Genomic DNA, 21,611 nt, shown 5'->3' on the forward strand with positions numbered 1-21,611 from the left:
TTCCCGCTTTACGAGCCGGTTACACCCGGCTGTTATGATAGGCATCGTCCGACATGATCTCGCCGAACTTGCAGGCCACCTCGGTGCGATTGGTCGCACCAAGCTTCTTCATGATGTTGCGGATGTGAACTTTCACGGTGCTTTCACAGAGATTGAGTTCACGGGCGATCATCTTGTTCGCCTTTCCCCGGCGCAACGCCTCGGCGATGGCCGCCTGCCGTACCGTGAAGGCATCCCGGCCGCAGAATTTCTGCGGATAGCTGCCGAGCAGGCCCCGCATCGCCAATATGCTGCTCGCCGGAACGAACTGCCCACCCGCAATGGCGAGCCCGATCGCCTCGATGCAAACGTCAATATCGACCGAACTCGGAATGAAGCCGTGTACGCCGAGATCGATGACGTCGAGCACGTGCTCAAGCGTCTGGTTGTCCGAAAGCACCACGATAGGTACCGGTTCGAGTGTCGTCAGAAGCTGCGTGATCTCGTCCCTGAGTTCGGGATCAGAGACGCTCTTGCTGCCGATGTTGACGAGACTGGCACGAAGGGTGCCGAGGCTGGCCTTGCTCTGCTGCCAGGCGGCAAGCCCTGAAAAGGTGAAGACATTGATGCCGATGCGATGGGAATGCAGGCTGTTTGCGAGACATTCCCTGTCCAGGTTGCGCTTGTCGAAGATTGCGACATAGTCGCTTGCGGCATATTGCTGAGGTTGTCGCCGGTCGACCGGCACCCTGATTTCTGCCTTTTGGTCGCTGTCGATAGAATTCCTTGCCCGGAAAATATCGATCGACTGGTCATCGAAATCCGCTCTGTCACTTCTTGTCATGGTACCCCTCACTAATTTCCTGGTCAGAATTACGAGTTCGGGCCTGCGTTCGATTGTGCTGTCCGCCCTATACAAGAGCCATCTTGCGTACCGTGAAGGCCTCCGCGAAAAGCGAGGGCGATCGGCATTCCATCCCGCGCATGCGGGCCAAACCCCGAAAGACATCCGCGTCGAACCAGTCCTTGGACCGTTGGGTCGCGAAATGCGCCATGAGCAGATCGATCTTGCGATCGATCACCCCGGGCTGGAGAGGCACGTAGGCATTACGCTGCGTGATGTCCCCGTCCCATTTCGGGATCTCATACTCTAAGACGAAATGGTCTCGGAATATATTCATTGTTAACTTATTTAGCTCTCGATGATCTTGATGTGCATCATGGCGGCTGTGGGTGAAGATGACGTCCGGCTCGACACGGTCGCGCAAGGACAGCATGAAAGACTTGATCTCGCGGCTCTGGCTTGGAAAGTAGCTGTCCTCGAAGCCGCAAACCTCCACCGTCGCTGAGGCCGCGCCTTCAAGGAAGGCGGCCGCGGCCAGTCGCGTCTCGGCGGCGCGCTCCGGTGTCGCGCTCATCACGCACCAGAAAACCTCCAGCTCCACGCCGGCAGCGATAAGACCGAGGATCGTGCCACCTACACCTATTTCGATATCGTCTGCATGCGCGCCGAGACAGAGAACCCGAAGCCGATGCCCGGCGGAGGCAAGGGGCAGCATTTTCATGATCTGCCGACCTTGCGAAGCCGGGAAACGCGTTCTCTTTCCGTCTGACGCACCCAAGGCATCTCGCCGCGTTCCACCATTTCCTCCAGCATCTGCCAGTCGCGCAACGTGTCCATCGAGCGCCAGAAGCCCTCGTGCTTGTAAGCCATAAGCATGTCGTCCCGGATCAGCCGCTCGAAAGGTTCGAGGACCAGCTCCTCGCCCTCGCGCATGTAATCGAATATCTCGTGGCGCATCAGGAAATAGCCGCCGTTGATCCATATCTCCGACCGGTCCGACGAGCGGAATTCCCGCACCTGGCCTGCCTCGTCAATATCGGCGAGATGGTAGGTAAGGGGCGGTCGTACCGCGAGAAAACAGGCGATTTTGCCGCTCGCCTCGAAGCGGGCGACCATGTCGTCGAGGTCGACATCGGTCAGGCCGTCGCTGTAGTTGGCAAGGAACATCCGCTCACCGCGCACTTGCTCGCGCACGGCCCACAGACGTTCGCCGATGTTGCGCCAGATACCGGTATCGATCAGCGCGATGCGCCAGTGTTCCTGCGCATCGCCGAGAAGCTCGACCCGTCCCTCGCCGGACACGATGCAATCCGAAAATGTCTGCGGCCGGCAGTTCAGAAAGAAGTCCTTGATGACGTTGGCCTTATATCCAAGGCACAGCGTGAAATCGTCGTGGCCGTAGGACGCGTAGTACTGCATGACGTGGCGCAGGATCGGCTGCGCGCCGAGCGGGATCATGGGCTTGGGAACAGCTTCGGAATATTCGCGAATACGGGTTCCGCGTCCGCCGCAGAAAAGAACGACCTTCATGACAGATCCTCCAGCGGATCAATGACGGCGACCTCGGGAATGGGAACGACGAACTTTGCACCCCACTGCCCGACATGGCGCATCTGTTGGACGATTTCGGCCTTCAGGTTCCAGGGCAGGATAAGGATGTAGTCCGGCCGGTGGCGGTCGATCGCCTCGACGGGCAGGATGGGAATGTGCATGCCTGGCGTAAACCGGCCATGCTTGTAGGGATTGCGGTCTACGGTGAAATCCAGGAAGTCCGTGCCAATACCGCAATAGTTCAGAAGCGTGTTGCCCTTGCCGGGCGCACCGTATCCGCAGATGCTCGCCCCCCTCTCCTTCACGCTGATCAGGAAATAGAGGAGGTTGCGCTTGGCCTGCCGCGCGCGGTCGGCAAAAGACGTGTAGGCCTCGATGCCGTGCAGGCCGGCCTGCTGCTCCCGTTGCAGGAGAGCCGCGACATTCGCGCTGATCACCCCGGATCGTCCGACATGGCCGAGATAGACCCGGAGTGACCCGCCATGGGTCGGCAGTTCCTCAACGTCGAAGATCTCCATGCCGTGTATGCGGGCAGCGACCTGCACCGTGAACAGGGAAAAGTACGAGAAGTGCTCATGGTAGATCGTGTCGAACTGGTTCTGCGCGATCAGGGTGGCGACATGGGGGAACTCCAGCGTCACAACGCCCTGTGGCTTGAGGATGCGCTTCATGCCACTCAGGAAATCGTTGATGTCGGGCACCTGCGCCAGCACGTTGTTGGCGACGATCAGGTCGGCCTTCTGGCCGACTGCCGCCATGTCGCCTGCAAGCCGTTTGCCGAAGAAAGCGATCTTCGTGGGTATGTTGCGGGAAATCGCCACCTCGGCCACGTTGATCGCCGGCTCGATGCCAAGAACAGGAATACCCCGCGCCACGAAATGTTGAAGAAGATAACCATCATTGCTGGCGAGCTCGACGACAAAGCTTCGTGCGTCCAGACCAAAGCGCTCGATCATCTTCTCGCAGTAGCGCTCCGCATGCGCCACCCAACTTGTGGAGTAAGAGGAGAAATACGCATACTCCTCAAAAATGCTCTCGGGGCTGACATATTCCTCAAGCTGCACCAGCATGCACTCTTCGCACACCCGGACATGCAGAGGATAATAAGCCTCCATAAGGCCGAGCTCGCTTTCCTGGCGAAAGCTTTCGCATGGTGGCGACATGCCGAGATCGACGACAGTATGTTTCAAGGTTCTGCCGCACAGCCGGCACGCCGGTCGGAGCGACAGGCTGGGAGACTGATCGAGCGAATGGCTGGCCTGAAAACTCATGACAACGCCTCCATGGAGATGTCCGGTCCAAACCTGGAAAGGGAGGCGATCGAAGCTAGCCTGCCTGCGAAGGGACCGTTTCTCGACGTGTTGCCAGATTAGACGTGGCGTACGAAGCCAGCCATACTACCTTGCGAATACCGCACCTGTCCGAAAGGCGTAGCACTATGAAACGCACTTAAACGAACATTGACTATCCTACCGCTGCGCCTGCAACGATACGCCGGAAGCCGCACTTGGCAGCCCCGCTGCATCCGTCAGATTCGAGGAAACAGGGAGAAGACGCAGCGATGCTGTTCACCAGAACCGATCTCAAGGATGTATGGCTGCTTGAAGCGTCGCCGATCAGGGACGAGCGGGGCTCGTTCGCGAGGACCTTCTGCGTCGACGAGATGGAAGCGCGAGGGCTCGAGCATTGCTTCGTCCAGCATAGCCTCTCGCGCTCAGCGGCAAAGCACACCCTGCGCGGCCTGCATTTCCAGCGCGCGCCGCACGAAGAGGTCAAGGTGGTGTCCTGTCTGAACGGCGCGATCTGGGACGTCGCCGTCGACCTGCGCCCGCAATCACCGACCTATTGCCGCTGGACGGCCGCGGAACTCAGCGCCGATAACATGCGCCAGCTCTATATTCCCAAGGGTTTCGCCCATGGTTTCCTGTCGTTGACGGAGGGTGCGGTCGTGGGCTACCTGATATCGACACGCTATCACCCGGCGTCAGCCGCCGGTATCCGCTATGACGATCCTGCCCTTGCGATTGACTGGCCGGCAGCACCGGCCGTGATGTCGGAAAAGGACAGAAACTGGCCGCTGCTTGCGGACATCACACGTCACGCCTGAACGTCTCCGAGCAGCCTGCACGCTTCCAGCCGCGTGGCCGCAGTGGCGATCGTCGAGAACGGAAGCCCGGATCGGCGAGCGATGTCGAGCAGGGAATGGCTGCCATCGGCAAGGTTGAGCACCCAGAGATAGGCCATCGTGATTTCAGGCGTCGTCTTGTGGCCACCGGTCGCAGAATACAGCCCCCGCTTTCCGAGCTGCGGTTCGCCCTTCGGCGAGAGATTGAGGGGTATTCGGTCGGTTTCGATTACGTCGATAATGTCCATGATCATGCGAAAGGAGGAGGCAAGGTGCTCCGGCCATACGAAATCCAGATCATCCGCCGAAGTGTGGTATTCGGCAAAGGTGCCAAAGGCGCTGCGCTGTAGGAGGCCGACAGGCAGGTTGAACCCTGGCGAACAGAACTGCCGCTCGTCATAGCCAAAGGGACTGAAATCGACCATCGTGACCTTCCGACCGTCACACCGGATAACCTCGATTGCCCGGTCGATCATCGCATCGCCGCGACGGCTGCGCTTGTAGACCGGCCCGCCACCATCTCCGATACAGGAAACGACGAGACCGTGATGAACCTTTGAAAGCCGGTCCTCGTTTGCCGCGAGCCAGCAGAGCGCCCCGATCGTTCCGGGCGCAAAGAGAAAACGGTATCCGAACCGCCTGCGCCGCCCGGCAAGCGCCCGTGCCAGGAAAGCGAGAACCGCAAGGCCGGAACAGTTGTCATTGGCGAGCGAGGGGTGGCAGATGTGGGCGCTGAGCAGGACCTCGTGTTCAGTTTCGCCCGGCAGGAAGACCTCGCCATAGGTAAGCGATCCATCGGCAAGCGTTGTATCGATCACAACGTCGTAATCCCCCTCCTCCAGCGCCAGATAATCGCAGTGAGCCATGCAGAAGCCCCAGCTGCGGCTGTAGTAGCTCGTCCGGTACGGAATGAGATCTGGCTGGTCGGGCAGCGTGTGGATATGGGCCCGAAGATCCGAAAGCGGCATGCGGCGCGCCACCGGCTCGCTGTAACCGACGAGGTGGAGATTGGAGTCCGCGATATCGACCACGGTTTTGCCGCTCGCGGTGCGGATGGACGCGCCCCGCACATTCCATTCCTGCGGAACGGTCCAGTCGAAGACATTCGTGCCGGAGGGCACTTCGCGGATAGCGACGTCAACATGCTCGGACAGGATTGCGAGCGTGCGGCGCACGCCCTCGCCCGTAATGCTGCGGCAGATCGGAAAAAGCCGGGACACGAGCGCATGGATCTCCCCGCCGATATCGGCCGCCTCTTCCGCCGATGGAGGGAACCATGCCGCCTCGTTCATCGCCGTCCCTCAGGCACGCATTGCCATCATGTCCGCAGGCACTTTCGCGGCAGCACGCCATCTCAGGTTCCGGTCGAGCGTGTTGCTTGCGAGAAGCGAGCGGATATGGCCGATGCGCTGGTAGCGCGGGCCTTCGAACTCCTCGAGCGTCAGTCCGGAGCTGCGATAGGCGTCGTAGAGCTGCTGCGCCCCGGAAACCACGTCCCACCTCGGACTGAAGGCCGGCAGCGTGCGTGCGATCTTGCCGAAATCGACGCGGTAGGAGCGCGGGTCAGGCCCGGCCTCGCTGGCATATTCGAGCCGGCAACCCGGCACCGTTCGCGCCACCACGTCGGCAATGTCCCGAACTTGATAATTGTGCTCCGTCCGACCGACATTGAACGCCTCGGCGAAGACGGCATCCCTCGGTGCTTCGAGCGCTGCCAGAAATGCGCCCGAGATATCCTCGATATGCACGATCGGCCGCCAGGGCGTGCCATCCGACTTGAGCAGGATAACGCCCCGCGTGACGGCCCAGGCGACGAGGTTGTTGAGAACGATATCGAAGCGCAACATGGGCGACAGGCCGTAGGCCGTCGCCGGCCGCAGGAAGACCGGGCAGAAACCGGCATCCGCCAGCTCCGCAATGTCGGCCTCAGCCATTACCTTGGAGCGACCATAGGCCGATACCGGATTGAGCGGCGCATCCTCGTTGACGAGGTCCTCGCCGGCAAGACCGTAATTGCTGCAAGACGAGGCGAAGAGAAAGCGCGCGACGCCGGCCTGTCTGGCCGCACGCGCGACGCACACGCTGCCCTTGTGGTTGATGTCATAAGTGACTTCGGGATCGAGATTGCTCAACGGGTCATTCGACAGCGCCGCCAGATGGATCACCGCGTCGAAACCTTCGAGGTCGCGGGGTACAATATCCCTTACGTCCTTCAGCGTGGATGGAACCTCGGTCATCTGCCCGCCGGGCGCATAGGCGCAGCGCCGGTAGAGCCTGCTGTCGTAGCCATGCACCTCATGCCCTACCGCCAGGAGGGTCGGCACCATCACGGAGCCGATATAACCCTGGTGTCCCGTTACAAGCACCTTCATGTCCGTGTCTCCCGCTTCTTTGCTGAAGCAGATGCTATGTCGGCGCAGTGCGGACCACGATTGACGACAAAGACGGCGGCGCGCACCCAAATGTCGTATCGGACGCTCTTACTACCGCTTTCGGACAGGTCAGGCCGTCTGCGCCCTCGTCGCCGGTGCCGCGTCGCGGGGCTCTGTCATGGTGTTGAAGCTGCGGAAAACGACTTCCGAAGGACGGCCGACCAGATAGTTTTCGATGCCGTGGTCGAGGGCCTGACGGTAAACACCGAGCGCACCATCGAAGGCCTCGATCGTCTGGTCAATCTCGTCGTTGCCGTGCGTATAGCTCACCACGAGCGACGGCGCCAGCACGCCGCGGCGTATGGTTTCCTGCAAAAGCAGCGTCCTGAAGGCCTGCGAAGGTGTTCCGCTGCCGTCCTTCGTAAAATAGCTGAGGCAGGCAGGATGGCCTGTGACGCCGACAAAGCCGGCGAGCCCATGCCGGGCAACCGCCTGCTCGATACCCGCCTTGAGCCGCATTCCCTGGCTGCGCAGGTGCGGGATGACCGGTTCCTGCGCGTAGACATGCATGGTCGCTATCGCCGCCGCCATGGCATGCGTTTCTGCACCATGGGTGGTGGACAGCAGGAATACGCGGGGCTTTTCGGTCTGCTCGATGCCGCCGAGCGACATGAATTCCCGCTTGCCGGCGAGCGCAGAGATGGCGAAACCGTTGCCGAGCGCCTTGCCGAAGCAGGAAAGGTCCGGCCGCAGCCCGTAATACTCCTGCGCGCCGCCGCGCGACCAGCGGAAGCCGGTGATCATCTCGTCTAGGATGAGCAACGCGCCATGGCGATGGCAAAGCGCCTGCAAATCCTGCAAATAGCCTTCGGCCGGATCATCGCCGCGCGAGGCCTCGAGTATGAGAGCGGCGATACTGCCCGGATGACGGGCGAAGAGGTCACGCGCATCATCGAGGTCGTTGTAGCGGAAGCCGAGCGTGAGGTCTCGGATGGCTGCGGGAATGCCGGCATTCATCTCCGTCGTGCCTATGAACCAGTCGTCCGTGGAGAAGAACGGGTGATCGCGGCACCTTGCAATGAGATCCCTGCCCGTTGCGGCCCGCGCGAGGCGCACCGCCGCTGAAGTCGCGTCCGATCCGTCCTTGCAGAATTTCACCATGTCCGCGCCGGGGACCATCTGGAGGAAGGTCGAGGCGCATTCGAGCTCTATACTCGCGGGCCGCGTAAAATTGCAGCCGAATTCCAGCTGCCGCGCGACGGCCTCCACGACATGGCGATAGGCGTGCCCGAGACCGACCGCGCGATTGCCCATGCCGTATTCGATATAGGCGTTGCCATCGACGTCCCACACATGGCAGCCGTAACCGTTGACGATGAAACCCGGGGACAGGACTGGATACTGATCATCGCCCTTGGCGTAGGTATGCGCGCCGCCGGGAATGATCCGATGCGCGCGCTGGCGAAGCCGATCCGAATTCTCGAAGTCGTGAATGAACGCATCCATCGCAGTCTCCTCTGCCAGCCAGCCCGTTCGGGCACTATCGCGCCATGCGCGGCAGGCGCATCCGCGCTTTTGGTGGATAGGGCATGACCGATAGGCGTAGGGATCAGCCGTAGAGGTCGTTGAGCTTGAAGATCACTTCCGTACGGTTACGGACCTTCAGCTTCTTCATGATGTTGCGGATGTGGACCTTGACCGTGCTTTCGCGCAGGCCGAGTTCGTAGGCGATGATCTTGTTGGCCTTGCCGAGCTTGAGCATGGCGATTACATTTTCTTCTCGGCACGTGAAGATTTCTGCCCGTTTGCGCTCTTGCTGATCGGCTGCCGACATCAACCTTCGCAGTTCGGGCAGGCTCTCGGTGGAGATGAAGACGCCACCGGACAGTGCAAGCGAGATCGCCTTCACGCATACCGAAATGCCCACGGCCGAGGGAATGAACCCTTTCACCCCGAGATCGAGCGCCGTCAGGACCTGGCGCAAATCATGATTGTCCGAAAGGATGATGACCGGCAGATTTGGGAAGCGTGATACGAGCATGCGAATGTCATTTTCGATGCGCGGCTCGGTGCAATCGCGGCTGCCGATGTTGATCAGCACGCCGCTGGATGCTTCCGCATATTTCGACATCCACGCTTCGATCGAGTTGAAAAGCACGATCGTCATGTCGAGACCGTGCGATACAAGGCTTTGAGAAAGACATTCCCGATCCAGAGCCCGTTCGTCGATAACGTCCAAGACGCGCAGGCCTGTCAACGCATTCTTTGCGGTATTGGCAAGCTTGAGCGCTGGCAACCTCATCGCCGCATTTGCAACAACGCGGTGATTTGCCCCGTTAGCACCTCCGACTTCAACCACAGCACTACCCCCACGATTGAGAAATCACACTTGGAGCACCCATTCTTTAATAAACAAGCTCACAGAAGGCCAAATTTGTCTCAGGACGAGACATCATATAGACGCTTAAGGACTAAAATTTATTCCCGTCATCATCATTTTTTACAATTTTAAATCCATATCAAAATGAAATTCTTGCGAAAAGATTCGGAAAATACCTACAGCCGAGGGTAGGCAATCACGACGACGACACCTATACTATCGTGAACTCCATACACCCGCGACGAATTCTCAATTTGCTTGCATAATTATTGAGATTGCACCCATGGGTTTAAACCGCTCTTTTTCAAGCATCTCATTTGGAGGCGAAACCACCTCCGGGAAACCTGTGACCGGTGTTGTCGCCATCAGTGTCGCAGCCGGCGATCTCGATGCCTGCCGAACCCTGTTCGAGACCATACCTTCGGGCGGCGGAAACGCCTTCATCCTCGTCCATCATCAAGACGCGATGCATGAAACCATGTTGGTGGAATCCTTCTCCAACCATACGACCATGACGGCCGTCCAAGCCGAAGACGGCCAGACGCTTGCGCCTGAACATCTCTTCGTAGTCCCGGCTGGCTGGTCCATGACGGTGCAGGACGGCACGATCCAACTTACCAAGCCGCCGAAACCCCTTGGCCTGCACACCCCTTACGATGTGCTGCTGCGTTCTCTTGCTGCCGAATACGGCACGCGGGCCACCGCCGTCGTCCTGCTTGGTACAGACACAGATGGAAGCATGGGTATCCGTTTCATTCTAGACGCAGGCGGCCGTGTCTATCTGCGAGACCCGGCGGAAGCCGACTTTAAATGGACGGGGAAGGGCATGATCGATCCGGAAATGGCCGTGCATGTCACACCGCTCGCGGCCATCGCGCAAGCCTTGCACGAGCCCAACAAGCCGGCGGGTGAGGATGTAGGCGACAATATTATGGTGCAAGAGGAGCCGGGTCCCGTCGTGGGACGACAGCTGTCACTCGGCGAACTCTGCCACAGCACGATCCTCGACACCTACGCCCCTGCCACGGTGCTGATCAACCGGAAGTATGAATGCCTTCATTGGCTTGGTCCTGTGCAGCGCTACTTGCGCAGCGCGCCCGACCATTCGGCCCAAGACCTCCTAAGCATCATGCCGCTCAGCGTGCACGCCAAACTGCGCTCAGCGTTGCACCGCGCGGATGAGGAAAAGGCGCGCACAGTGGCGGTTGGCCTGCACGAAGGCACCTCCGATATGCGAATCCGTTACGACATCGCGGTGCAGCCTGTGACAAGCAACGGCGAAGATTTTTTTCTCGTAAGCTTCCTTGATGCTGACCGGCCAAGCCCGACGTACGATGCCACCGGGACACTCCGCGATGAGCTGACGGATGCATCGGTCCAGCGCGCGACGGCCAGCGATATCGAGAATATGCTTGAAAGCACCGACGTCGCCACAGTCTTCCTCGATGGCGACTTGAACATCCGCTATTTCACACCCGCAATACTCTCGATTTTCAAGATCACCATGCACGACGTCGGTCGGCCTTTGGCGGACATCTGCGCACGCGCGCCCGATCCGACCCTGCTCGGCGACGCCGCGGGGGTCCTGGACGACAGCGTGACAAGGGAACGCGAAATCCGCATCGCAAACGGCACCTGGTACATGCGGCGTGTCATGCCGTACAAAACCCAAGAAGGCGGGACAGCTGGTGTCGTGATCATTTTCTCCGACGTTTCCGCGCAACACCGTGCCCATGAAGCGCTCACCCGGGCAAAACGGGCGGCTGAGCGCGCCAATGCCGCGAAGTCCCGCTTCCTCGCCACCGCAAGCCACGACCTGCGCCAACCGCTTCAGTCGCTCGCACTGCTACAAGGCCTCCTAGAGAAATCAGCGGAAGGAGAGCGATCCCAGAAGCTCGTGCGAAGCTTTCGCGACACTCTCGCCTCCATGTCTGGAATGCTCAACACGCTTCTGGACATAAACAAGATTGAAGCGGGTACGGTCTATCCGCGCATCATGACATGCAGGGTCGATGACGTCTTGCGACGCCTGAATGACGAATTCAGCTACAGCGCTATGGAAAAGGGCCTTTCCCTTCGCTTTGTATCATCGAGCCTGCTGGTGCGGACCGACCCTCGTCTTCTCGAACAAATGATCCGCAATCTGATGGCGAACGCCCTCAAGTACACGCGACATGGCAAGATCCTGCTAGGGTGCCGGCGGCACGACGATGCGATCACCATCGAAGTCTGGGACAGTGGTATCGGCATTGCGGCGCATGAACTTCAGACCATTTTTGACGAGTACCACCAGGCAATCGGTGATGGTGCCGACAGCGAGTCCGAAACCGACCTGGGCCTTGGCCTCGGGCTGTCCATCGTCAAGCGCCTCAGTACGGTGCTCGGCCACCGCATTCAGGTTCGATCCGTTCCCGGCAAGGGCTCGGTGTTCTCCGTCCATGTCGCGCTTGGCCGAGACGACGGACAGCACGAACCGCTCCCAATAAAGAGACGAGGCCAACTGGGACCGCCTATCCGTGGCACCGTTCTTGTCGTGGAAGATGATGGGAAGGTCCGCAGCTTGATCGAGATCGGGCTGCGCGACGAGCAGCATACGGTTTACGCCGCAGACGACGGCGCAACAGCGGTGGACCTTGTTTCCACCGGCATCGTGGACCCGACACTCATTCTCGCCGACTACAACCTTCCAAACGGGGCCAATGGCATCGATGTCGTCAGAGATATTCGCTCGGCCCTTGGCCGCCATGTTCCTGCGATCATCCTCACGGGGGATATCACGGCCAATACCCTGCGCCTTCTGCCGGCTGAGGATTGCCTCTACATGCCAAAGCCCGTGAGCCTCAGTGATCTACTGAAGGCTATCCAGCTTCTGCTGCATGCCAGCAGGCTCGAACACGACGCCGGGCCGCGAGTACTCGAAGTCTCTTCGCCAGACAGGCCGACGATCTTCGTCGTCGAGGACGACCACGCGACACGAACCGCCCTGCATGAGTTCTTCGAAGTCGAGGGGCGTCGTGTTCAGACATTTCCCAATGGCGAGACTTTTCTCGCCGCGTTCGACAACGCATCCATCGGATGTCTTGTGATCGACGTAAGGCTCCCGGGAATGAGCGGGCTGGACGTGGTCAGCACACTACGCGCGCGCCGGGCACGGCTACCCATCATCGTGATAACAGGCGAAGGCGACGTTGCGACCGCTGTAATGGCGATGAAGGCAGGGGCGTCCGATTTCATCGAGAAGCCGGTCGGCCCTGCCGATTTGCTTGCAAGCATCTCCGAGGCTCTCTCGTATAGCTCCAGCACAGGGACCGAGAATAAAAGGCAGCGGGATGCGAAGCTCCGCCTGGCGCGGCTGACGAAACGCCAGAGGGAGATCCTCGACCGGGTGCTCGCGGGCCAGCCCAGCAAGGTAATCGCCCAAGATCTGGATGTCAGCCAGCGCACGGTCGAAGCCCATCGCGCCGCAATCATGCGGCGCATGCAGGTCAGTTCTCTTCCGGCGCTCGCACGGCTGGTCATGCTCGCACACGACGATCAGGGATAATCCTGTCGGACGGCCGGCCGACTGTCACTTTCCCTCCACCGGTGATACAGGTCACGGATGCCGGTACGCAGCTGCGTCTCGTGCGACCAGCCGAGCGCACGAAGCCGCGAACTGTCCAGGAGCTTGCGGGGTGCTCCATCCGGCTTGAAGGCGTCGAACACGATGTGGCCGCGATAATCGACGATATCTGCGATCAGGAACGCCAGTTCGCCGATGGAAATCTCCTCCCCCGATCCGACATTGATGGGCTTCGGGCTCTCATATTCCTTCATGAGGAAGACACAGGCATCTGCCAGGTCGTCGACATGCAGGAATTCCCGCTTCGGCGTTCCCGTTCCCCAGACAACGACGCTGTCGCGATGGGCGACCTTCGCATCGTGCATCTTGCGGATCAGCGCGGGAATGACGTGGGAATGGTCGAGATCGAAATTGTCGTTCTGACCATAAAGATTGGTCGGCATGACGGAGATGAAACGGCGGCCATATTGCTCGGCATAGGCGGCTGCAAGCTTCAGGCCGGTGATCTTGGCGAGCGCGTAGGCTTCGTTTGTGGGTTCGAGACCACCTGTTAGAAGCGCGTCCTCACGGATGGGTTGCTCGGAATGTTTCGGATAGATGCAGCTTGATCCCAGACACATCAGCTTCTCGACGCCAAGGTCAGACGCCGTCTTGAGGACATTGACGAGGATAAGCACGTTCTCCGACAGGAATTCCGCGGGATAACGGGCATTCGCCCCGATGCCGCCGACGCGCGCGGACGCTATGAAGATCGCCTCCGGCCGTGCCTTGCGCATCCAGTTTTCGGTATCGGACTGTCGCGTCAGATCGACCTCGGCGTGTGACACCGTCTGAATATCGCAGCGCTCTCGTTTGAGCCGTCGCAGAAGGGCGGAGCCGACCATCCCCGAATGGCCGGCGACCCAGACGCGTTTGCCGCGCAGATCGTACGATACCGCGGTCTTGTCATCCGTGAAGATCATTGCGGCCTTCCTCCCTCGTGATGACGCGCAGATCCGATTCCACCATTTCCGAGACGAGATCCTCGAAGGACACGGTCTGCTGCCAGCCGAGCCTGTCCCGCGCCTTGGTTGCATCGCCGAGCAGAATGTCCACTTCCGCAGGACGAAAGTAGCGCGGATCGATCTCAATGAGGGCGCGGCCGCTCCTGCGGTCGTAGCCGATCTCTTCGACGCCGACGCCATCCCATTCGATGGACTTGCCGACAACCTCGAAGGCGCGTTCCACGAATTCGCGAACGGTGTGGGTCGTGCCCGTGGCGAGCACGTAATCATCGGGAACATCCTGTTGGACAATCCGCCACATGCCCTCCACGTAGTCGCGCGCATGGCCCCAGTCGCGCTTGGCATCGAGATTGCCGAGGAAGAGCTTGTCCTGCAGCCCCCATTCGATTGCGGCGACCGCCCGCGTGATCTTGCGCGTGACAAAGGTTTCGCCCCGCCGCGGGCTTTCGTGATTGAAGAGGATGCCGTTCGAAGCATGGAAGCCATAGGCCTCGCGATAGTTGACCGTCATCCAGTAAGCGTAAAGCTTGGCCGCAGCATAGGGACTGCGTGGATGGAAGGGCGTGCCCTCGCGCTGCGGCGTTTCGCCGATGCCGCCGAACAGTTCCGATGTCGACGCCTGGTAGAAGCGGCAATGATCTCCCACCTTCAGAAGGCGCATTGCTTCCAGTAGCCGCAGCGTGCCGAGCGCATCCGTATTGGCGGTGTACTCCGGTGTCTCGAAGCTTACCTGCACATGGCTCTGGGCGCCGAGATTGTAGATCTCGTCAGGGCAGACCTCCTGGATAACCCGGCAAAGGTTTGTTCCATCCGTCAGATCGCCGAAATGCATGTGAAAGCGCACATCCGGCGAGCGCGGATCGATATACAGGTGATCGACGCGGGCGGTGTTGAAGGAGGACGAGCGCCGCTTGAGGCCGTGCACCCGGTATCCCTTTTCGAGCAGCAGTTCGGTGAGATAGGAGCCGTCCTGGCCCGTCACGCCGATGATCAAGGCTTTCTTTTCAGACATGCGCCACCAGCTTTCACACGAGGAAATGGCGTGCACGATCCTCCGCACACCGACTGTCGGAGAGTTAGCGACAGTACGGTTTGAGCGGCAAGGTAACCGTTCGGGGGATGGAAGGCGGCTCGATGACCGCCGGATGGGTGATGCCGTTATCCGATACGCCGAAGGTGCATGTCTTTCGGGCGGAAGGCGTAGAGCGGTTGAAAAGCAGGCATGCCCGCTAGCGCCTTTGGAGAACTTGCCGCCTGCCGGCCTCCTGTCAAGATCACGGCTTGCAGAAAAAAGTGCGGGGCGGCTCGATGAGGACGATCTTCGTAAACCGGTACTTCCATCCCGACCAGTCGGCGACGAGCCGCATGGTGTCCGCGCTGGCATTCGGCCTCGCCAGACACGGTGGCGCGGTCACCGTCCTCACCAGCCGAACGCTTCACGACGACTCCACCGCGGCGCTCGCCGAGCAGGAAATCTGTTCGGGCGTCGAGGTCGTGCGACTGTCTACCTCGCGCTTCGGTCGTGGCAGCCTGCCCGGCCGGGCCGCCGACTACCTGTCCTTCCATCTTTCAGCCTTCGCCTGGCTCTCCCGCAACATCAGGCGCGGCGATGTCGTCGTCGTCTGTACTGATCCGCCGCTGATCTCGCTTGCCTGCGCGCTGCCCATCCAGCTGCGCGGCGGACGCATGGTCAACTGGGTCATGGATCTCTTTCCAGAAACTGCAATCGAGCTTGGTCTCCTGCGCACCGCCCCTATCCTCGGCCGGCTTGCGGCATGGCTGCGCGACCGGTCGATTGCCCATTCGCGGCTGACCATCTGTCCGACAGAGCGGATGGCGGACTATCTCGTGACACGAGGTCTGCCGGCAAAGCGGATCCGCGTGCTGCACCATTGGTCAGACACCGCCGAAATTCATCCCGTCTCGAAGGAAAAGAATCCGCTGCGCGCCGCCTGGGGTTATTCGGACAAGTTTGTGGTCGGCTACTCCGGCAATTTCGGCCGTGCTCACGAATTCGAGACACTGATCGAAGCGGCGACGCTTTTGAAGGACCATCCCGACGTCCGCTTTCTCATGGTCGGGGGCGGCTACAAGCTGCAATCCGTCCTGGATGCCGTACGCGAACGCGGCCTGGCCAATGTGGCCTTCAAGCCGCTGCAACCGGCCAGACAGCTTGCCGACAGCCTGGGCGTGCCGGACCTTCACGTCGTCTCCCTGCTGCCCTGCCTCGAACACTGCATCATTCCAAGCAAGTTCTACGGCATCCTTGCGGCGGGAAAACCGACACTCTTCATCGGCGATCCCAGGGGGAGTGTCGCCGCCGTCGTGGCTGCCGAGCGCTGCGGCGTCAATATAGAGATCGGTGAGGCGCAAACGCTTGCCAGAACGATATCCGATCTCGCCGCCGATCCAGAAAGAGTGACGGCGATGGGCGCAACCGCAAGGGCAGTGCTCGAAGCCGACTATGCCTATGAGCGCGCGCTCACGACCTGGAGCGCGCTTCTCGCCGAGATCGCCGAGAAAGACCCCATTCCGGCGGGTGCTATCGTGCTGGAGCATCGACCGTCATGACCCAGACCATCGTTGTGAGCCAGCTCGGCGCCCGCATGCATTATGCCGTCGCCCGCATCCTGGCGAAGGAAGGACGGCTTGGCCATTTCTTCACCGATATCTGCGGCACGAAAAGCTGGCCGGCACTGCTGCGCCTCCTGCCGCCCGCCCTGTTGCCTCGTGCCGTGCGACGGCTGGTCGGACGGGTTCCGAATGGTGTGCCGCCGAATTTGATTACGGATTTCCCGCTTTTTGGCGTCCGCTCCGCCATCCGCCGTTTGCGCATCGAGGATGCCGCAGAAGAAGCCTCGCACGCCGTGTGGGCTGGCAGCCGGTTCTCGACCCTCGTCGCCATGCAGGGCTTCCACGACGCCGCGGGTCTCTACGCCTATAGCGGTGACGCGCTGGAGCAGATGCAGGCGGCGAAACGGCAGGGTCTTTGGGTCACCGTCGAGCAGATGATCGCACCGCGCGCCATCGTGGAGACCGTTCTCGCCGAGGAAATGCGGCGTTTCCCGGAATGGGCGGGGCCGCCGCACCCGAATCCTCACGCCCAGGCATTCGCGGAGCGCGAGCGCGCGGAATGGGCGCTGGCCGACCGCATCGTCTGCCCTTCGGAATTCGTGCGCGACCATGTTGTCGCCGAGGGCGTTCCGGCAGAGCGCTGCGTGGTCGTACCTTATGGCGTCGATGCGAAGGACCATTCGAGCGCGGCCATACGTACACCTGGGCCGCTGCGCATATTGACGATCGGCGAGGTCGGCCTGCGCAAGGGCTCGCCCTATGTGCTGCAGGCTGCCGAACGCCTCGGATCCGCTGTGCGTATGCGCATGGCCGGCCCCGACCGGCTGCCCGAACCGATCCGCCGCCGGCTAAGCCGTTCGATTGAGCTGAGGGGCATCGTACCACGCGCGGCAATTGCCGACGAATATCGCTGGGCGGACGTGTTCCTGCTGCCTTCGCTTTGCGAGGGGTCGGCAACAGTGGTCTACGAAGCGCTGGCCTCGGGGCTCCCCGTTATCACCACTTATAGCACCGGAAGCGTCGTGCGCGATGGCGTGGAAGGACTGATCGTGCCGGAGCGGGATCCGCAGGCCATCGTCGATGCCGTCCGTTATCTTGCCGACAACGAGGACGTGCGCACGACCATGGCAGCCAACGCCCGGCTTCGCGCGCAGGAATATACCGTCGAACAATATGGTGCCCGCCTTCTCGGCGTCCTGTCCTCGCTCAGCGGATCTCCCTCATGAAGATCGTCCACGTGATCACCTCGATCGACCCTGACAGCGGTGGGCCACAGGCCGTGGTGATGCGGCTCGCCGCAGCCCAGGCGAGCCTAGGGCACGATGTCCGGGTGGTCAGCCAGGCCGACGACCGCACACTCGCCAGCGTCGCGCGGCTCGGGGCCGCCATTCCCGGCTTCCGGCGGGTTGTTTGGCATATTCTGCCGCCCCCGGGCACGCTCGAGGCGCTGCTGTGCCTGAAGGCGCGACCGTTCCTTACGCGCATTCTCGTCGACAGCGAGCAGGTGCATCTGCACGGTGTGTGGGAACCGATCCTTGCCTGCGCCGCGGCCATCGCCACGCACAACGGCATTCCCTATTGCGTCTGCCCCGCTGGAATGCTAGACACCTGGAGCCTCGCGCAAAAGCCCTGGAAGAAGCGTTTCGCTCTCGCCGTGGCTTTCCGTCGGATGCTCGATAGTGCTGCGTTTCTTCACGCGCTCAACCGCGACGAGGTCAAACTGATGCGCCCACTTCAGCTGAAAGCGCCGGCGGAAATCATCCCCAACGGCGTCTTCACCGAAGAATTCGAAACCCTGCCGTCCGCCGCAGTTTTCCCAGCTCTGATTGGTTTGCCGACGGGGCGACGTTTCGTGCTTTTCCTGTCGCGGCTGCATTACAAGAAGGGGCTCGATCTCCTGGCAAGCGCCTTCCAGCTCGTGGCGCGGCAATGCCCCGATGTCGATCTCGTCGTCGCCGGCCCCGATGGTGGCGCGGAGAACGATTTCCGTGATCTCGTGCGCCGCTTTGGCCTCGAGAGCCGCGTGTTCATGGTAGGCCCGATCTACGGCGAGACCAAGCTGCAGGCCTTTGCGGCGGCGGCCTGTTTCTGCCTGCCCAGTCGTCAGGAGGGGTTCAGCATCGCCATCACCGAGGCGCTCGCCTGCGGCACGCCCGTGGTCATTACCGATGCCTGCCATTTTCCGGAAGTTTCCGCGGCCGGTGCGGGCGCAGTCGTCAGCCTCGATCCGATGGAAATAGCCACAGCCCTGATTGATGTGCTCTCCCATCCTCTCGCAGCGACGGCAATGGGATACAAAGGCCGCCGGCTGGTGTTCGAGAACTACACCTGGCCGCGCATAGCGCATCGGACCATCAGCCTTTACGAGGCCTACAGACCGGTGGCGGCAAAACAAAGCCTGACGGCTGCGAGACGATAGTCACAGCCCGATTAAACGTCGTCCGCACTCCGCCGGCGGCTCGCGACAGCCTTCGCCGGATTGCCGGCATAGACCGTCCAGGGCTCCAGTGATTTGACGGCCACGCCCCGCGCACCAAGCACCGCGCCCTCTCCGAGTTCCGTTCCCGGCCCGACGAAGGCTTCTGCGGCAACCCATGCCTTATGACGCAGCATGATGGGCCGCGCTACCAATGGAAAAGATGCCTTATGAATATCGTGGGTGCCTGTGCACAGATGCGCGCGTTGCGAGACGATGGCAAGAGCCTCGAGCGTCACTGGTGCCACGTTGTAGCAGATGACACCCGGCCCCATCGAAGCGTTACGCCCCATCACGAGATTGCCCGGCCACCAGATTACCGTGCTGCCGTGCACGATGGCGGTCGGATGAACCTTCGCACCGAACAGCCGCAGCAGAAGGTTTCGCCATGGATGGAAGGGAGACGGAGTCCAGGCGGCAAGACATTGCCAGGCAACGAGCCAGACAAGCCGCATGAGGCGGAACCGCAACGCGAAAGTCGGCCCGCCGAGAAGCGGTGTGGCGAGGCCGCTTGCTTTGAACGCGGGATCGTCATAACGCGATTTCATGAATGGACGAGCCTCCTTGACGCGAACGGATCGGGATGGGCGCCAGGATCTCGCCGTGCGGGAACGGCCGCCAGCGCCAGCGACGGCACGAGAAACAGCACCATGTGCACCCAGGCCATAATGACCCAGTCGGTCTGATGCGACACGACATGCATGGCCGGCACGACCGACAGCATGTAGACGATCTGCCCCGCTGCCTGGCCCTCCTTTGCGCTCGCCCAGAGCCGGGCAAGAAGATAGGCGATCAGGAAGAATTTCAGAGCACCGAAATACCAGAAGGACTGGAACGCGTCAGCCATGCCTGTCTCCGTCGTGCCCGTCAGCGCGTTGTAGTCGCGTGCCATTGCCGGCGTTCTGAGCATCAGCGACCGCTTCGCCGCCTCACCGACGATCTGGGAGGGCACGTAGTTGAACACCAGCCGGTTCCAATGAAATTTGCCGTAGTCGAATTCGAGCGAGTCGGCGGCATGATCGATCCGCAGGATCGCATTGCGCACTTCCAGACCACCCTCCTTCAGGGTTGCCCTGAAATTGGCGGTGACGTCGATCTGGCTGATATCCTGCCAGATTGGGGAGGAATTCTCCCGCGTGATCGCGCGGTAATCACCCATGCTGTTCATGAGGAACGTCCCCACCAGCACGCCCGCAAGTATGATCGTCCGAGGCGCCAGCCACCCGCGGTGGAACCAGAAGGCGACGGCGAAGATCGCGAACAGCTCGACGGTTTCCGCCCTTTTCCCCGTCACCACGATGCGGTCGAGGTAGAAGACAAGATCGAAGACAACGATCGACAGCGCGAAGAGCGACGTCCGTCTTGCAAGGCAGAGCGCGCCGATCGCAAGTCCGTAGGTCATCAGACGTGCCACAAAAAGGTATATGACCGGTACGCCGCTCATCTGCACGCCGACGACCATGTCGCCCGGCAGGCGGCTCAGCTTGAAATAGAAATAGGCGCCGATGACGGAAAGCGCGGCGGAGATGATCAGCAGGCGCCTCTCGCCGAAATTCCCCCGGAGGAAGGCGACAGGCTTGCGGGTGGAAATCCAGCCGAGCCACGCGGCCACAAGGCACAGGATCGTGAACGCCACCATCCGGTCGTAGGCGCCGCGCGGCAGGAACCGGTCGTCCATCAGTCCGGGAAGCTGCGGCAAAAGAAAGCTCCCGGCCATGACGCCGACGAGGAAGGGAAGCTGATAGATGCGCCCCGGAGCCAGCATGCCCCACAGAAGGAGCATCGCAACCGTCAGGCAAAGCAGACACGTCAACAGCAGCGTCACGGGCGCGCCTCCTTCTTTAATGTGCGGGCTCACGAAATATCAGCCACCGTAAGGCACGTGCGGCCCGCGACAACGATCAGACCGGCAAGCCTTCTTCCCTGCGTCGCAGTTCTTCGGTCTTGATGACGATCATGTATTCGTAAGCGGCGAGCAGTCGGCAGTAGTGGTAGCCTTCCTTTCCATCGAGGAAGCCGCCGCGCAGCACATACATGTAGAGAAAGCGTGCCGTTGGTCGGAATGGCAGGCGCATGGACAGTTCCTTGAGTGCCCGCCGACGAAGCTCCGGTACGCCACTTAGGACATCACGCCAGGGCACGCGCTTCTCGCGCAGGCTGACCACCGTCTCGCGCGCCTCCGAAGAGGAGTAGCGATTATGCTTCTCGTACCAGGCGTTCATGCCCTTGTTGAAGCTGTAATGGATGAAATGCGCATTGAGCCGGCCTTCCGGGCCTTCAGTCAGACAGCGGGAATGGGCATCGCGTTCATAGCGCACGCGGTCAGGCCGCACCAGCCGAGTGATCCAGGTCGGGTACAGGCTGCTGTGTTTGATCCAGCGTCCCATGAACATGTTCTTGTAACGGATGCGAAAGGCGCTTTCGGGCCGTCTCTGATCGCGGGCAATCGCCAGCATCTCGTCGCGCAGGTCGGGCGGCGTCACCTCGTCGGCATCGGGCGTATAGACCCAGGGATGCTTGTATTCGATCTCTTTCAGTCCATAGGTTCGCTGGTTCGATTCTGTATCGTGGACCCGCTGATAGACACGGGCGCCGGCGGCCCGCGCGATTTCCACGGTCGCGTCGGTTGAGTAGGAATCGAGCACGACGATATCGTCGCACCAGTCCAGCGAGGCGAGGCAGGCGGGCAGGTTCTTCTCCTCGTTCAGCGTCATGATCAGCACGGAGATCGACATCGTGCTCCT

18 protein-coding genes are annotated in these 21,611 nt (G+C 60.9%); 5 read left to right on the forward strand and 13 right to left on the reverse strand.

Translation table 11 applies throughout. From position 1 onward, the window contains the following. Positions 1-19: 19 nt before the first annotated feature. The 4 genes from MKI86_RS13180 to MKI86_RS13195 all read right to left on the reverse strand — a co-directional run bounded on the left by MKI86_RS13180 (position 20) and on the right by MKI86_RS13195 (position 3,645). A complete protein-coding gene (locus MKI86_RS13180) occupies positions 20-823 on the reverse strand; it encodes a response regulator transcription factor (protein WP_241601369.1) in 804 nt (267 codons plus the stop codon). Positions 824-890: 67 nt separating this feature from the next. Continuing rightward, the gene (locus MKI86_RS13185; RefSeq protein WP_241601370.1) at positions 891-1,544 is read right to left on the reverse strand and encodes a PIG-L deacetylase family protein; all 654 of its coding nucleotides are present in this window, start codon (positions 1,542-1,544) and stop codon (positions 891-893) included. Continuing rightward, positions 1,541-2,353 carry a glucose-1-phosphate cytidylyltransferase gene (locus MKI86_RS13190; RefSeq protein WP_241601371.1) on the reverse strand — a complete coding sequence of 271 codons (813 nt, stop codon included), beginning with the start codon at positions 2,351-2,353 and terminating at the stop codon, positions 1,541-1,543. Before MKI86_RS13190 ends, MKI86_RS13185 begins: the two co-directional genes overlap by 4 nt. Further along, on the reverse strand, positions 2,350-3,645 hold the full coding sequence (locus MKI86_RS13195) for a class I SAM-dependent methyltransferase (protein ID WP_241601372.1): 1,296 nt from the start codon (positions 3,643-3,645) through the stop codon (positions 2,350-2,352). Before MKI86_RS13195 ends, MKI86_RS13190 begins: the two co-directional genes overlap by 4 nt. Before the next feature lie 290 nt (positions 3,646-3,935). On the opposite strand from MKI86_RS13195, the gene rfbC reads away from it, so the two are divergent. Beyond that, positions 3,936-4,481, forward strand: a complete 546-nt coding sequence (gene rfbC / locus MKI86_RS13200; protein WP_241601373.1) for a dTDP-4-dehydrorhamnose 3,5-epimerase — start codon at positions 3,936-3,938, stop codon at positions 4,479-4,481. Here rfbC and MKI86_RS13205 read toward each other — a convergent pair. From MKI86_RS13205 to MKI86_RS13220, 4 genes are all read right to left on the reverse strand, one after another. Continuing rightward, positions 4,472-5,791, reverse strand: coding sequence for a DUF4910 domain-containing protein (locus MKI86_RS13205; RefSeq protein ID WP_241601374.1), 1,320 nt, complete (start codon positions 5,789-5,791; stop codon positions 4,472-4,474). The two genes, rfbC and MKI86_RS13205, sit on opposite strands and share 10 nt — an antisense overlap. 9 nt (positions 5,792-5,800) lie before the next feature. Continuing rightward, complete coding sequence (locus tag MKI86_RS13210; protein ID WP_241601375.1) at positions 5,801-6,871, reverse strand: NAD-dependent epimerase/dehydratase family protein; 1,071 nt, start codon at positions 6,869-6,871, stop codon at positions 5,801-5,803. Positions 6,872-7,000: 129 nt separating this feature from the next. Continuing rightward, a complete protein-coding gene (locus tag MKI86_RS13215; RefSeq protein WP_241601376.1) occupies positions 7,001-8,377 on the reverse strand; it encodes a glutamate-1-semialdehyde 2,1-aminomutase in 1,377 nt (458 codons plus the stop codon). A gap of 103 nt (positions 8,378-8,480) precedes the next feature. Further along, positions 8,481-9,173: a LuxR family transcriptional regulator gene (locus MKI86_RS13220; protein ID WP_241601377.1), complete on the reverse strand. Its 693-nt coding sequence runs from the start codon at positions 9,171-9,173 to the stop codon at positions 8,481-8,483. 424 nt (positions 9,174-9,597) lie between these two features. On the opposite strand from MKI86_RS13220, the gene MKI86_RS13225 reads away from it, so the two are divergent. Beyond that, a complete protein-coding gene (locus MKI86_RS13225; protein WP_241601378.1) occupies positions 9,598-12,795 on the forward strand; it encodes a response regulator in 3,198 nt (1,065 codons plus the stop codon). Here the strand turns inward: MKI86_RS13225 and MKI86_RS13230 are convergent. Both MKI86_RS13230 and gmd read right to left on the reverse strand, forming a co-directional pair. Next, positions 12,786-13,775, reverse strand: a complete 990-nt coding sequence (locus tag MKI86_RS13230) for a GDP-L-fucose synthase family protein (RefSeq protein ID WP_241601379.1) — start codon at positions 13,773-13,775, stop codon at positions 12,786-12,788. The genes MKI86_RS13225 and MKI86_RS13230 overlap by 10 nt on opposite strands. Beyond that, positions 13,759-14,829: a GDP-mannose 4,6-dehydratase gene (gene gmd, locus MKI86_RS13235; protein ID WP_241601380.1), complete on the reverse strand. Its 1,071-nt coding sequence runs from the start codon at positions 14,827-14,829 to the stop codon at positions 13,759-13,761. The genes MKI86_RS13230 and gmd overlap by 17 nt, the downstream gene beginning before the upstream one ends. Before the next feature lie 296 nt (positions 14,830-15,125). Here gmd and MKI86_RS13240 point away from each other — a divergent pair, with 296 nt between their 5' ends. From MKI86_RS13240 to MKI86_RS13250, 3 genes are read left to right on the forward strand one after another with little or no spacing between them, the layout of a single operon-like run. Next, positions 15,126-16,388, forward strand: coding sequence for a glycosyltransferase family 4 protein (locus MKI86_RS13240; protein ID WP_241601381.1), 1,263 nt, complete (start codon positions 15,126-15,128; stop codon positions 16,386-16,388). Next, complete coding sequence (locus tag MKI86_RS13245) at positions 16,385-17,617, forward strand: glycosyltransferase family 4 protein (protein ID WP_241601382.1); 1,233 nt, start codon at positions 16,385-16,387, stop codon at positions 17,615-17,617. Before MKI86_RS13240 ends, MKI86_RS13245 begins: the two co-directional genes overlap by 4 nt. Continuing rightward, a complete protein-coding gene (locus tag MKI86_RS13250; protein ID WP_241601383.1) occupies positions 17,614-18,810 on the forward strand; it encodes a glycosyltransferase in 1,197 nt (398 codons plus the stop codon). The genes MKI86_RS13245 and MKI86_RS13250 overlap by 4 nt, the downstream gene beginning before the upstream one ends. Before the next feature lie 11 nt (positions 18,811-18,821). On the opposite strand, the gene MKI86_RS13255 is transcribed toward MKI86_RS13250, so the two are convergent. The 3 genes from MKI86_RS13255 to MKI86_RS13265 form a co-directional block, all read right to left on the reverse strand. Then, on the reverse strand, positions 18,822-19,415 hold the full coding sequence (locus tag MKI86_RS13255; protein WP_241601384.1) for a putative colanic acid biosynthesis acetyltransferase: 594 nt from the start codon (positions 19,413-19,415) through the stop codon (positions 18,822-18,824). Next, positions 19,412-20,692, reverse strand: a complete 1,281-nt coding sequence (locus MKI86_RS13260) for a hypothetical protein (protein ID WP_241601385.1) — start codon at positions 20,690-20,692, stop codon at positions 19,412-19,414. The genes MKI86_RS13255 and MKI86_RS13260 overlap by 4 nt, the downstream gene beginning before the upstream one ends. Positions 20,693-20,768: 76 nt before the next feature. Next, on the reverse strand, positions 20,769-21,602 hold the full coding sequence (locus MKI86_RS13265; protein WP_241601386.1) for a glycosyltransferase family 2 protein: 834 nt from the start codon (positions 21,600-21,602) through the stop codon (positions 20,769-20,771). Positions 21,603-21,611 lie beyond the last annotated feature (9 nt).

The organism is Shinella sedimenti, assembly GCF_022601905.1.
GTDB lineage: Bacteria > Pseudomonadota > Alphaproteobacteria > Rhizobiales > Rhizobiaceae > Shinella > Shinella sedimenti.